Consider the following 12887-nt stretch of genomic DNA (forward strand, 5'->3'; position numbering starts at 1 on the left):
CACTTCTGGAAAGCATCCTTTCATGGCGCTGCACAAACGGGCGATCAAAAGCTTTTGAATAAAAAGGAATAAACTCTCACGTGAAAACATAGGGAAGCTTTTGGACGCAATCCGGAGTTCCCCTGTTTTTCAAGGGAGGATGCACCATGTTTCTGGAACTGGGCCGAATACCCATTGAAGAAATCGAGTGGGGGCAAAAGACTTTCATCGAGGGGAAGGTTCTCCATATCAACCGGGAAGAACTCCTCGAAAGAACCAGACAGGGAGATTCACGCATCACCGCAATTGAAGCTGACATTGCGAGGCCGGGGGAGAGCGTTCGGATCATTCCCGTAAAGGATGTCATCGAACCCCGGGTCAAAGTCCAGGGAAAAGGGGGAATGTTTCCCGGCCTGGTTTCCGGTGTGGAAACCGTGGGAACAGGAAGAACGCATGTGCTCCAGGGATGTTCCGTGGTCACCGCAGGGCAGATCGTGGGTTTTCAGGAAGGGATAATCGACATGAACGGCCCCGGGGCCCGCTATACTTCCTTTTCCAGGCTCCTGAACGTTGTCCTGGCGATGAACGTCAGGGAAGGCATCTCCCCGCACGAACACGAGGAGGTCCTCCGGCTGGCGGGTTTGCGGGCTGCCGTTTACCTGGGGGAAGCGGGGAGAGATATTGAGCCACATCACGTGGAGCGTTTCGAGGTGAACCGGCCCTTTGAACCGAAAAGCGGCGGTACGGAACTTCCCAGAGTGGTTTATGTTTATATGCTCTTGAGCCAGGGCCTGCTGCACGATACTTACCTCTATGGGCACGACTTGAAGACCCTGCTTCCTACCCTCATTATGCCCACCGAGGTCATGGACGGCGCGATTGTAAGCGGAAACTGCGTTTCCGCATGCGACAAGAACACCACCTATCATCATCAGAACAATCCCATCATCCACGAGCTGCTCAAACGGGACGGGATCGATCTCCATTACGTGGGGACCGTCGTCGGCAACGCCAATGTGACTCTCAGGGATAAGATGCGATCTTCGGACTATGCGGCCAAGCTGGCTGAAATGCTGGGCGCCGACGGAGCCGTCATCTCCAAGGAAGGCTTCGGAAATCCGGATGCCGACGCCATGATGTATTGTTCAAAGATGGAAGAAAAAGGGATTCTCACCGTGTTGGTCTCCGATGAGTTCGCCGGAGCGGATGGAGCGTCTCAGTCCCTGGCCGATACGACGCCCAAGGCTGATGCCGTCGTGAGCGTCGGCAATGCCAACGAGATCATCACATTGCCTCACATGGACAAGGTGATCGGCGATATCCGGGCCATAGAAAAGATCGCGGGAGGACAGTCCGGCAGTCTCTTAGAGGAAGGCATCAGGGCCGAATTGCAGGTCATCATGGGAGCCACAAATGAACTCGGCTTCGAACGGTTGTCCTGTCGGGGGGAATAGGGGGATGTCATGGAAGGAAAACTGAAAGCGGTCCACTATCTCAATCAATTCTTCGGGCAAATCGGGGGAGAAGATAAGGCCGATACGAAACCGCTCAGCAAAGCCGGCCCCGTAGGCCCCGGAGTCCTCTTCCAGGAACTTTTTGGGCAGGAAGTCGAGATTGAGGCCACCGTCATCTGCGGCGATAATTATTTCGGCGAACATATCGAGGAAGCCACAAAAGCGGTGCTTGCTATGATCGAGGGTTACAGCCCCGATCTGGTATTGGCCGGCCCCGCATTCAATGCGGGGAGATATGGAATCGCCTGCGGAGCGGTATGCGCCGCAGTGATGAACCGGTTGGGAATTCCCGCCGTAACAGGAATGTTCCCCGAAAATCCGGGCGTGGAATCTTACCGGAAGGACGCCTACATCGTCGAGACGAAGGCTACAACCGTAGGGATGAGGGACGCGGCCGCGCAAATGACCCGCCTTGTCATGAAGCTCGCGAAAGGGAAACCCCTTGAATCTCCTCAGGAAGAAGGGTATCTCGCGAGGGGAATCCGCCGGAATTATTTTGCATCGGAAACGGGTGCGGCAAGAGCCGTAGCGATGCTCCTGCGCAAATTGAAGAGGGAACCCTTTGCAACCGAGTATCCCATGCCGGTTTTCGATCGCGTGGCCCCCCTGCCCCCCATTGAGAAGATGCACGAAATCACGTTGGCCCTTATCACCAGCGGGGGCATTGTCCCCAAGGGAAATCCGGATCGCATAGAATCTTCCAGTGCGACAAAATACGGCAGATACGACATCAGCACAGTGAAGCGGTTGACTCCGGAATCCTATGAAACCGCCCATGGGGGCTACGACCCCACCTATGCCAACGAGGACCCTCACCGCGTACTCCCTCTGGATGTAGTGAGAGACCTCGAAGAGGAAGGGGGCATCGGCAAGCTTTATCCCTACTACTATGCCACGGTAGGAAACGGTACATCGGTGGCGAAAGCCAGGCTGTTTGCTCAGGAGATATCCAGGGACCTCGTGAGGGATGGCGTCAAGGCCGTCATCATCAGCTCCACCTGAGGGACCTGCACTCGTTGCGGCGCAACGATGGCCAAAGAGATCGAAAGAGCAGGAATCCCGGCAGTTCATATTTGCAGCATCGTTCCCATCTCCAAGACGGTGGGAGCAAACCGCATCGTTCCCGCCATCGCCATCCCCCATCCCCTGGGTGATCCCACCAAGTCCAAATCAGAGGAAAAATCTTTGCGCAGAGCCCTGGTGGAAAAGGCCCTTCGCGCATTGGAAACGAAGATCGAAGGGCAAACGGTTTTCTGATGAGGTGAGCCATGTTCGACCCCATTGTCAAAACATGTTCCTATATTCTCGCTCATGTCCCCGGTTTCGTCCGGTACGGATCCAAACCGATACGGGAAATAGCCGACAGTCCGACCCTTCTCTTGCCAACCATAGAGCGGCATCTCAGGAGTTTTGAAGAGGCGGTCGCCTATCCCCCCAACCAGGTCTTTATCGGCAATCTCCATCCAGATCGCCTGAACGAAATCGGGCAACCCTGGTACAAACACCCCCTTGAAGGCGCGTCCCGTTACGGCGCCTATGGTGAGATCATGCCGGAAGAAGAGTTCCTGGGGTTGATGAAGCTCGCGGACGATTTCGATCTCATGTGGATCGAAAAGGAAGCGGCTCCTTTTCTCCGTAGAGCCCTGGAGACAAATCCGCTCTGGGAAAAGTCAGTCCTGAAAAAAATCGATGTGGGAGTGGAGATGGAACAGATCCTCGATCGCATTGAAAACCGCGGGTCGCTTCCCATCTATCACAAGGGCCGCCTGATGGGATGTTTGCATCGCGATCACGATCGGGACGATACCCTGAAGGCTCACGTATTGATGGAAAACCTCATGGCGAAAGCTTCGGGAGCCCTGGCTTTGACGCATCTCATGAAAAAGGCGAATCTTCAGCCGGAAGAGATCGACCTTATCCTCAACTGCTCCGAAGAAGCGGTCGGCGACCGATACAACCGGGGAGGTGGCGGGCTCTCCAAAGCCATAGGTGAAATGTGCGGGTGCGTTCATGCCACGGGCTGCGACATCAAAGCCTTTTGCGTGGGACCCATCTATGCCATCGTCAGCGCTGCAGCCATGGTCAAGTCCGGGCTGTTCAAAAGGGTCGCCGTGGTGGGTGGAGGGTCCATGGCCAAGCTCGGTATGAAGTTCAAAGGCCATGTTTCCAAAGATATGCCCATCCTAGAGGATATGCTGGGCGGACTCGCTTTCCTGGTGACCGAAGACGATGGGGAGAGCCCCATCATCCGGCTGGACGGCATTGGGAAGCATGACATCGGTTCCGGGTCCTCTCAGCAGAGCATTATGGAATCGTTGGTTCTAAAGCCGCTCGAAAAAATGGGAATGAAGATCACGCAAGTGGACAAGTACGCCACTGAATTGCAAAACCCCGAAGTCACCGTCCCGGCGGGAAGCGGCAACGTGCCTCTGATCAATTACCGGATGATCGGAGCCCTGGCGGTATTGAGAAAGGAGATCAAGCGCGAAGAGATCGACCGGTTTGTTCTGGAGCACGGCATGCCTGGCTTTTCCCCCACCCAAGGCCATGTACCGGCGGCGGTTCCCTTTTTGGGCCACGCCATTGACGCCATAAAGAAAGGGAAAATGGAAAATGCCATGTTTGTTGCGCGGGGGAGTCTTTTTTTGGGGAGGATGACCCAGCTTTCGGACGGCATGTCTTTTCTTATAGAGAAGAATCCCAAGAGACAGTGAACTGTATTTTCAAAGAAAAGGACGCATACAATGCTTAAAGGGAAGAAAGTCATCGTTTTCGGTGACAGGGATGGTGTACCGGGGCCGGCCATCGAGAAATGCATGAAGGCGGCCGGTGCTGAGGTGGTTTTCGCCGCTACAGAATGTTTTGTCTGAACGGCGGCGGGCGCAGTGGACACAGAAAAACAGACCATCATCAAGAAATTGGTGGATGACATGGGAACCGAAGATTTGGTGGTGGTCATCGGGGCAGTCGATCTGGAAGTGGCTCAGATCACGGCGGAGACCGTCACCATCGGCGACCCCAGTTTCGCAGGTCCACTGGCAGGAGTCTCGTTGAGACTCCCCGTATACCATATCCTTGAGTCTGAAGTGAAAAACGACGTTCCTCAAGACGTATACGAAGAACAGGCCGGATTTATGGAAATGGTGACCAATACTGAAGAAATCAGCAAGAAATTCAAGGAAATAAGGGAGAAGATGCTAAAGGCCTGAGGGACTCTTCCTGGCTGGGTCCCAAGTGGTGAAAGGTATTCGGAAGAAAAGCACCTTGAGAAGCGACTCGAGATCACAGAAACTAAAAGGGACACTCAGAGGGGAGCGTCCCTTTTCATTCAGTTCATATGGCGATGACGGCTATTTGGAAGAGACATCCCCACCGACCCACCGGTAAACCACGCCGGCCAATGCCGCTCCGATGATGGGTGCGACCCAGAAGAGCCAGAGTTGCTGGATAGCCCAACCGCCGACATAGAGCGCGGGTCCTGTGCTGCGTGCTGGATTCACCGAGAGATTGGTGACCGGAATGCCGATAAGGTGAATCAGGGTCAGGCCCAAACCAATGGCGATGGGAGCGAACCCCGCGGGCGCCCGCGGGTCGGTCGAGCCGAGGATAATAATGAGAAACATGAAGGTCAAAACGACTTCAGCCACAAAGCACGACGTGAGGGGGTAGCCCCCTGGGGAATGGCTACCGTAGCCGTTTGATGCAAAGCCGCCGGCAATGTCGAAGCCGGCCTTTCCGCTTGCAATCAGATAAAGCACTCCACCAGCAAGGATGGCACCCGCTACCTGAGCCACAACATAGGGAAGGAGATCGGAGACAGGAAACCTTTTTCCCACGACCAATCCGACGGAAACCGCCGGGTTCAAGTGGCAGCCGGAAATGTGACCAATGGCAAACGCCATGGTGAGAACGGTCAGTCCAAAGGCCAGGGCAACTCCCAGAAACCCAATGCCTAGACCGGGAAACGCTGCAGCAAGAACGGCACTGCCGCATCCTCCAAAAACCAGCCAAAACGTACCGATAAACTCCGCTCCTAATCGATTCATCATCGGCATGACTCATACCTCCTCATTGAAATGTGGTTTAGATTTGCTTCGACTGCATTCCCCCAATACTCCTCCCGTTCATACCAAAGGCCCTCGAAGCGAACCCGCACCGTTTCCTGCGGCGAAAGCCCCCTTTTCACCCAATTTATCGAAAAAGTGTAAAGAAAGACCGGACGAACCAAGATCAGGATTCAGAACATGAAATGATAAGACCAGTAGAAATGCATGACATCCACTAGCACCTATCCCAAAACTTCCCAGGTCGCCCTTCGATACCTCAGCATAAAACGGGGTTGAAGCCGGTGTTTTTTGGGATAGGCTCTAAAATGACAACATTATGATCTTCTCGATCAGCTCATGCAATAATATTTCGATAGGAGAGGCGGATTTAAGATTCCATAATTTTTAGAATAACTACTATTCTTTCAGAAGGTATTTACAGATATTGAAGAAGATCTTGATGTTCCGTCAAATGTCTTTTCGCTAACCCTTCATACCGTTTTGTGCATTATCGTTTGATCTGACGATAGACAAAAAGCAGGATCAACGCCCCACCCGTGGCCAATCCGATGCTGCCGAGATTGAACCCCGTAACGGTTCCCATGCCCATTTTTGAACCGATAAATCCCCCAACGAAAGCACCGGCTATGCCAATGAGAATGGTGACGAATATCCCGCCCGGATCTCTACCGGGCATGATGAGTTTTGCCAATGCTCCAACAATGAGACCCATAACGATCCAAGAGAGTATTCCCATTTCTCCTCCTTCATGTTTTGAGATTTTGATTAAAGGTGAACCATTCACGCTTTGCATTCCACGGCGAAGCCATCCCGCCGATGGAAATCGGCCTGCCGACCGGCGTGGGACAGAGCCCAATAGGTCACGTTGCCGTCTTTTTGCCTGATGACGGCGCTGACACCCACCTCGAGGGGCAACCCCCTTTTCATAAAAATACCCAAGTCCATTTCCAGCGCAAGGGAAAGTCCCCCACTCGATAATACCCGTATATCAAACGGGAGGGATGAAAAGCGCGTTTCCTCCTGCATGTTCTGCCGATATTCCGAAAACCGATAGACATTCCAGTGCCCGGAGGGTGAAAGATTGAATTCCCAATAAGAGGGAGAATTCTTGACCGCCAGGAAAAATTCAAAACACGTCTCCTCCCATAGTCCATGCCTGCGAAGCGGGACATCTGCACGCACTGGGATCGAGGTTTTTCCAAGAGGGTCCACAAACAGATAGCGAATGGCAAACCCGTCGGAACAGCGGCCGATGTCGCCCGAGATCTCGACCTTTGGGATATGTGCGGTGGGGAGAGGGAGGAAAGGCTTCAGAGAAAAAGGGGTCCGATTCATTTCATCTCCTGGATGATGGCGGAAATCGCCTTCGCCTGGAATTCGATGCTTTCAACAAGCTTGAACTGAACAAGAGCGCGGGCAAGATTGTGTTCCCGGTACCTGACCTTGAAATAAATATTGCCTTCGAGACAGTCGGTGAAGAATCTCAACCCCAACTCAAAGGCGATCAGCCGGATTGCGTCGTAGAGATACTCGTAGTCACCGGCAGTGAGAAAGCCGTTTGCAAACGACAGATAACTTCGCAGAATGATCCTGCAGAGGTCGGGTTCGAAGCGAACCGCTTCCCACCGTTCAGCTTCCTCCCCAAGCGGGTTACAGCACGAACGGAGGCAGTCGCCGATGTCGTAGTGCACCAATCCTGGCTTGACAGTATCCAGGTCGACGATGCCGACGGCCTGACGGGTGACACTATCGATCATGACATTATTGACTTTGGGATCACCATGAATCGGACGCAAGTGGAGCCGCCCGCCCATCCTGGCATTTTCAAGAACATGCGCCCAGGCTCTTCGTTCCTGGATAAACTTCAAACAATGTTTCACCTCGGGGGATCTGTCAAAATCGCTTTCTGCCAGCACCTCATCAAAATGAGTCAGGTAACGCGGTGTGACATGGAACCCTTGCAGCGTGTCGACAAGTTTTTCGGAAGGAAGATCGCTCACGAGGTCATGGAACATGCCAAGGGCATACCCGATCTCCGCCGCGTGATTCATATCCTGTATGGTATCGAAGGACCGGGCGGCGTCAATGAAACTGATGGCCCGCCAGAACGAGCCGCCTACATCGCTCCAATAACTACGAGCATCATGGGTCGGCAAAACACGGGGCACCTCCCAGCGGCGTCCGGATGGAAGGGGCATTCTCTGCAACCGGTTTTGGACATGTTCCGTCAGAATGCGCATGTTCTGCATGACAAGTTCCGGCTGCCGAAATACCCCGGTATTGATGCGCTGGAGTATAAAATGTTTCTCAGACCCGGAATCCAGAGTCACCAAAAACGTGTCGTTGATATTGCCGCTCCCGAACTCTCGGATTTCCACAACCCTGCCCTGCGTTTTAAACTGTTCGGCCACGGCGACAAGACTCTCCACGTTATCGCCTCTTGTTCCCTGTTCCTTCATTTGCATCCATCATTCTTGAACTTACCTTTTTTGTCCCGGTTTCACTTTTTTTTCTGGTGCCGGAGGGGTAGCCCAAAGGTAATCCATCAAGAACGCTTTTCGAATTTCTGACATGGCATTTTCCAGACAATCATCGGAGAGCGACGGCGAGAAGGAAAAAAGCGCCGGATCCAACTCCGCCTGCTTCAATGTGGGAGAAAGGAGATTTTCTAGGAGGAATGGCAGAGAGGTAAGCGTCCGGTAACTCTCATCGATCTGGCGGAACCGTTCCGGGTGAAATTCTGGAGGATAACGGCGAACCATTCGCTGGTAGGCCTTTTCGATCTCTTCTTTGCCTGCCGACTCAGGCAGGTTCAGATTTTTCAAAGCTTCTTCCCGTGTCATTTCCGCCCTCTTTTCCTCCTGCTGCTTTTGGCCGGCGGCTTTGCCACCTCGCTGAGCAACCTCATGAATTGATCTCTGACGGGAGCGACATCCATGTCTCCACTCTCAATACGCCTTTGTAACATATTTCCCACCCGCACGAGAGGGCTGGGATCCCGACGGAGGAGGCTCCTGAATTTTTTCATTACATCAAACAGCCCCTGGAGATCGCCCGGTTCCGCCGTCAAAAGGTCATCTTCATGCTTCTTCAAGAAGTTGAAAATTGTACTGATTTGTCCATCCAGGAATTGGGTGACGGAATCATCCAGGAAAAACATATCCTCAGCACTTGCCTTCTTGACTGCGAGTCCCTCGAGTTCTTTCCTCAAAGCGGATAGAAAATTCCCCGGGTAAAAGTTTCGCAGATTCTCCAACCAGTTATTTAAAGCCTCCGGGGTATGGATCCCTTCGGGAAAGCATTCTATATATTTCCTCAATAAATTCAGCTGTTGATAATCCCCAAGCTCTTTGAGCTCCTGCCGCAGTTTATTGAATTCTTGCGCAAACTTTTTCTCGAGACCTTTTGTGAAACCGGCCATGAGCCCATGGCTAAGCCCGGTAAGGGTGCGCAAAGCAACCAAATCCTCTGTATCATGAAGAATTTTCATGGGAATCATGGGGTAAATTTCGCTGTCGCTGGGGAAGCGATCCAAAAGGGGAGTCAATATTCTCAGACCGGGATAATAAAGGGGTCTAAAAACTGTGAGCAGCCATTCCATGTCGCCTATATCCACAGGAGCTGATTGGTCGAGAACACTTTCCGCGGCGTGCTGCAAGGAGACGTTTCTCGCCCCCTTGGCAACTATCAGGGCGAGCAGCGCCAGGCGCTTGCCGAGGCAATGCGCCTCCACCAGACGGGAAAGGAGAGGAGCCAACTCTTTAGCATCGCCCGGGTCGTCGATCAGTAGCGGAAAATTGTCCTGGATGATTCGATCCATGACCTGCCGCAATTCTTTTCCCTCGCGAGGGCTGATATCTTTTGTCCTTTCCCCAATTTCCCGCAAAATCTCGTTGAAAAGCAAGCGAAACACACGCCAGGATTCCTCGTCTACCTCCTCTTCCTCGCCGAAAAGGGAAAACGGCAGAAACTCCTCTTCATCCTTGTGGCTCTTTTGTTTGAGCATCTCTCGCATCCGATTCAGGAGCACCAGCTTTTCCTCGAAGCTCCCCGTGGCAATTTGCGACTCGAGCCGTGGGATTTCGGCGGCCGACATGGATTCAGGGTGTGCGCGTAACAGTTGTGCACGGATTTCATCCGCGTTTTCTCCCGCCACCGATTGAAACAAAGTGGGTATAGCAGATACCAGCCCGGCCATCGATGACGGGTCCCCCTTCCCTCCAAGCCGCTTCATGAGGGCGGCGATCTGAAATGCGAAAGGATGCACCAACAGCTGAAAGAGGGAGGGCGGAAAGTTTTCCATAATATTCGATAAAGAATCTTCCAGATTGGCCAGTTCCTCGAAATCGACCGCTTTCCAGCCTTTTGCCACTCCCGCCTTACTGTTCATTCGGCGCAGTTCCGGAATGTGTTCACCCAGCATTTCAACGGGTACAGCAAGTTCGGTTTCAATCAGAGCCCTGGAAAGTTCGTCATAATAGCGTTGTGTCACCTTTTCCGGCTGTACGGCAAAAGGCTTCAAAAGCTTTTGCATTCGCCCGGAGGAAAAGATTTCATCATTCCAGAGAAGGGCCCTCTCTCTCAGGGTCTCTGCAGGGAGGCTCAAACCTTTCAGGTCGGCCAGATCCTGGCGGGTCTTGGTGCCTTCCAAAAAGCCTTCGAGCACCATCAGAAAAGTGAAGTCGGCGGATGCAGGAAGGTTCCTGATGCTCTGAACCTCCTCGCAGAAAGTTTTGAAAGCATGGGGATCCCGAAGCGCTCTCCGGATAAGGCTTTTCCAGACATCTGAAAGATCTTCGGCGTATTGAGCCTCCAGATTCGACGCTTCCACTTCGTGCAGCCACTTCCAGTAGTTGCCGGTGCGCAAGAATTTTTCGAGGTCCCGCTCGAGCTTTTTCGTCTTTTTCTTAGCCAATGTCTTCCAGCACTTCCTCGGCTTCTTCGATCTTTTCCAGCAGCCGGTCTTCCAGTTCGTCAATCCGCTCGTCGTCCCCGCTCGATACGGCTTTCTCATATTGTCCGGTAAGCTTTTTCAGCTGATCGCGCACATCCTGAGGCAACCGCTCATCGTTTATGATGCGTCGCGCCTTCTCGGAAATGTAGTTGATGGGTTTATCCATCAAGTCGCCTTCCGCGACTTCCTGGAAAGCTTTCTGCCGAACATTCAGGGTAACCGTTTTGCTGTTTTCGAACCCTTTCTGGTTCACGGAGACGTGGACAATGCCCTCCCGGTCATAGGCAAACTCTACGGTCACAGGAGATCCAGCGGGAGCCGGCTTCAAAGGGAAATAAAACTGCCCGACGAGAGTGTTTTCCGCGCAGGAGGCGCTCTCGCCCTGGAACACCTCCACCTTGACTCCGTCCTGGTTCGGAACCATCGTGTAATAGACTTCCGAACGGCTCGCTGGAATGCGGCTGTTTCTGCGAATAATGACAGAAAAGTAATCCGCCTCGCCCGTTTTGGGATCGATTTCATCCATGGTTTTCACACCCAGCGAGTGGGCGCTAACATCGAGAAGGATATGCCCGAGAGGCTCGCCTGCAATGAGACCTGCCTGAACGCTCGCACCCAATGCCACGCAGAGATCGGGATCCAGAGAATGCTCGATGGACCGATTGAACATCTCGGAGAGTTCCTCTTGAACCGCAGGCATGCGGGTGGCGCCCCCTACGAGGATGATCCTGCCGATATCTTCCGGATCAAGGCTGGCTTCATTGAGGGCTTCCTGCACCTTATCCAGGGTCTTGGCCAGAAGATCGTCGGTCATCTCCTCGAAATCCGCGCGACTGACTTCCAGACTGAGATTGACCGGCTCCCCGCCGATCATGGCTACAGCCACCTCGTCGACGGATGCGTAAGGCTGATCTGAAAGAACGATTTTTGTTCTCTCAGCAATATCCCGCAGTCTGACATTCACAGCATGATCTCCGGACAAGTCCGATCCCGTCTTTTCCTTGATGTGTCGCAAAAAGAAATCTTTGAGCCGTTCGTCGAAATCATCTCCTCCGAGAGCGGCATTGCCGCAAGAGGCCAGCACCTCCTTGATTTCGCCCTTGATTTCCAGGATGGAGACGTCGAAGGTCCCCCCTCCGAGATCGTAAACCATAAGGTAAGGATTGGGTTCCGATTCTTCCGAGGTGACCTGATCGTATACCAGGGCGGCTGCGGTAGGTTCGTTGATGATTCGCAGCACTTCGAGACCCGCCAATTCCCCGGCGCGGATGGTGGCCCTGCGCTGTGCATCGTCAAAATAGGCGGGCACCGTGATCACCGCCTTTCGAATCTCCTGGCCCAAGAACTCCGAAGCCTTGTGAATAAGATAGCGGAGAATCAGGGAAGAGACCTCTTCGGGGCTAAATTCTTGACTCCCGAGACGAATTACGGAATCCTTCCCCATGAGACGTTTTACGGAGCGCACCGTATGGTCGGGAAAAGCTGCCAGCCTGTTCCGCGCTCTTCGGCCGACGACCAATTCGCCGCTCGATTCGTCAAGACTGACGACTGAAGGCACGATAGCGCTTCCTTCTTCTACCGGGACGGCCTCGGGTTTACCTTTATTGAGGTAGGCAACGACTGAATTGGTAGTTCCCAGATCAATGCCACAGATTATCTCACCCATCAATGGTTGACTCCTCGTAATAATGCTTCAATGGTTTCGTTCTGGCCGATAACGACCTTGGCTGTCTTGATGACTTTACCCTCATGCAGATAACCCGGTTGAAGGACTCGCAATACCTTGAGCTGGTCATATTCCGGCGATGTGTTTTCAATGGCTTCGTGCAGACGGCCATCAAAAGGGACTCCTTCCTGGCGAATCATCGTCACCTGGACGGCGGCGAGCAGTCCGTCCAGGCGGCTCCAAACCATTTCGACAGCTTCCCGACGCTGTGCCGACAAAGCCTCATACTGCCCAAGAGATTGGCTCAGGAAAAAATAAGCCTCGGCAAAAGACAAAAGCGGCTGCAACTGCTGCCGGCTCTGTCCTTCACTCTGAGCAAGCAGTTCTTCTCTCATTTTTTCCAGGAATATATTCTGCTTTCGAAGCAGTTTCTTGACCGCCTGCAGCTCCTGAAGCGCCGCGGCATCCGCTTTGAATGCATCGTCGGAAGCCGTTTTTCGCCTGAAAAGCTGAAACAATTTAGACCACATATTAGACCTGTCTCCACCCATCATCCATGATACTGAAGCAAAAAATTCTAAAAATAATCATAAACAAAAGATAAGTGTACACCCCTTCCAAAAGCAACTATTTTTATGGACTTAATAAAAATCCGAATCGCAGAAAAGAAACCGTCCGCTGCGCCCGCGATGCAAACAAGACCCTGC

12 protein-coding genes are annotated in these 12887 nt (G+C 53.0%); 4 read left to right on the forward strand and 8 right to left on the reverse strand.

Translation table 11 applies throughout. The features are described from left to right. The first annotated feature begins 146 nt into the window (after nucleotides 1-146). Genes QMG16_RS06295 through grdA form a run of 4 tightly spaced genes read left to right on the forward strand, consistent with a single transcriptional unit; the run spans nucleotide 147 to nucleotide 4702 of the window. Nucleotides 147-1433 carry a glycine/sarcosine/betaine reductase component B subunit gene (locus QMG16_RS06295; RefSeq protein ID WP_281793072.1) on the forward strand — a complete coding sequence of 429 codons (1287 nt, stop codon included), beginning with the start codon at nucleotides 147-149 and terminating at the stop codon, nucleotides 1431-1433. 9 nt (nucleotides 1434-1442) lie between these two features. After that, nucleotides 1443-2750 (forward strand): glycine reductase complex selenoprotein B, encoded by a 1308-nt coding sequence (grdB, locus tag QMG16_RS06300; RefSeq protein WP_281793074.1) that lies wholly within the window; start codon nucleotides 1443-1445, stop codon nucleotides 2748-2750. Between the two features lie 11 nt (nucleotides 2751-2761). Then, a complete protein-coding gene (gene grdC / locus QMG16_RS06305; protein ID WP_281793076.1) occupies nucleotides 2762-4207 on the forward strand; it encodes a glycine/sarcosine/betaine reductase complex component C subunit beta in 1446 nt (481 codons plus the stop codon). Between the two features lie 30 nt (nucleotides 4208-4237). Next, nucleotides 4238-4702 carry a glycine/sarcosine/betaine reductase complex selenoprotein A gene (gene grdA, locus QMG16_RS06310; RefSeq protein WP_281793077.1) on the forward strand — a complete coding sequence of 155 codons (465 nt, stop codon included), beginning with the start codon at nucleotides 4238-4240 and terminating at the stop codon, nucleotides 4700-4702. A 141-nt stretch (nucleotides 4703-4843) separates the two neighbouring features. Here grdA and aqpZ read toward each other — a convergent pair whose 3' ends face one another. The 8 genes from aqpZ to QMG16_RS06350 all read right to left on the reverse strand — a co-directional run bounded on the left by aqpZ (nucleotide 4844) and on the right by QMG16_RS06350 (nucleotide 12710). Continuing rightward, on the reverse strand, nucleotides 4844-5539 hold the full coding sequence (aqpZ, locus tag QMG16_RS06315; protein WP_373878714.1) for an aquaporin Z: 696 nt from the start codon (nucleotides 5537-5539) through the stop codon (nucleotides 4844-4846). A gap of 508 nt (nucleotides 5540-6047) precedes the next feature. Further along, nucleotides 6048-6296, reverse strand: a complete 249-nt coding sequence (locus QMG16_RS06320; protein WP_281793081.1) for a GlsB/YeaQ/YmgE family stress response membrane protein — start codon at nucleotides 6294-6296, stop codon at nucleotides 6048-6050. A 44-nt stretch (nucleotides 6297-6340) separates the two neighbouring features. Beyond that, a complete protein-coding gene (locus QMG16_RS06325) occupies nucleotides 6341-6895 on the reverse strand; it encodes a DOMON-like domain-containing protein (protein ID WP_281793083.1) in 555 nt (184 codons plus the stop codon). Continuing rightward, nucleotides 6892-8025 (reverse strand): phosphotransferase enzyme family protein, encoded by a 1134-nt coding sequence (locus QMG16_RS06330; protein ID WP_281793085.1) that lies wholly within the window; start codon nucleotides 8023-8025, stop codon nucleotides 6892-6894. Before QMG16_RS06330 ends, QMG16_RS06325 begins: the two co-directional genes overlap by 4 nt. 15 nt (nucleotides 8026-8040) lie before the next feature. Further along, nucleotides 8041-8403, reverse strand: a complete 363-nt coding sequence (locus QMG16_RS06335) for a hypothetical protein (RefSeq protein ID WP_281793087.1) — start codon at nucleotides 8401-8403, stop codon at nucleotides 8041-8043. Continuing rightward, nucleotides 8400-10475, reverse strand: coding sequence for a hypothetical protein (locus QMG16_RS06340; protein WP_281793089.1), 2076 nt, complete (start codon nucleotides 10473-10475; stop codon nucleotides 8400-8402). The genes QMG16_RS06335 and QMG16_RS06340 overlap by 4 nt, the downstream gene beginning before the upstream one ends. Beyond that, nucleotides 10468-12180, reverse strand: coding sequence for an Hsp70 family protein (locus QMG16_RS06345; protein WP_281793091.1), 1713 nt, complete (start codon nucleotides 12178-12180; stop codon nucleotides 10468-10470). The genes QMG16_RS06340 and QMG16_RS06345 overlap by 8 nt, the downstream gene beginning before the upstream one ends. After that, nucleotides 12180-12710 carry a nucleotide exchange factor GrpE gene (locus QMG16_RS06350; protein ID WP_281793093.1) on the reverse strand — a complete coding sequence of 177 codons (531 nt, stop codon included), beginning with the start codon at nucleotides 12708-12710 and terminating at the stop codon, nucleotides 12180-12182. Before QMG16_RS06350 ends, QMG16_RS06345 begins: the two co-directional genes overlap by 1 nt. Nucleotides 12711-12887 lie beyond the last annotated feature (177 nt).

This window comes from Desulforhabdus amnigena (assembly GCF_027925305.1).
GTDB classification, from domain to species: domain Bacteria; phylum Desulfobacterota; class Syntrophobacteria; order Syntrophobacterales; family Syntrophobacteraceae; genus Desulforhabdus; species Desulforhabdus amnigena.

Coding starts and splice junctions, on each gene's coding strand:
- QMG16_RS06320 (WP_281793081.1), bottom strand. CDS start 6,296: ATGGGAATACTCTCTTGGATCGTTATGGGTCTCATTGTTGGAGCATTG.
- QMG16_RS06345 (WP_281793091.1), bottom strand. CDS start 12,180: ATGGGTGAGATAATCTGTGGCATTGATCTGGGAACTACCAATTCAGTC.
- QMG16_RS06325 (WP_281793083.1), bottom strand. CDS start 6,895: ATGAATCGGACCCCTTTTTCTCTGAAGCCTTTCCTCCCTCTCCCCACC.
- QMG16_RS06350 (WP_281793093.1), bottom strand. CDS start 12,710: ATGTGGTCTAAATTGTTTCAGCTTTTCAGGCGAAAAACGGCTTCCGAC.
- grdC (WP_281793076.1), top strand. CDS start 2,762: ATGTTCGACCCCATTGTCAAAACATGTTCCTATATTCTCGCTCATGTC.
- QMG16_RS06295 (WP_281793072.1), top strand. CDS start 147: ATGTTTCTGGAACTGGGCCGAATACCCATTGAAGAAATCGAGTGGGGG.
- aqpZ (WP_373878714.1), bottom strand. CDS start 5,539: ATGAATCGATTAGGAGCGGAGTTTATCGGTACGTTTTGGCTGGTTTTT.
- QMG16_RS06335 (WP_281793087.1), bottom strand. CDS start 8,403: ATGACACGGGAAGAAGCTTTGAAAAATCTGAACCTGCCTGAGTCGGCA.
- QMG16_RS06330 (WP_281793085.1), bottom strand. CDS start 8,025: ATGCAAATGAAGGAACAGGGAACAAGAGGCGATAACGTGGAGAGTCTT.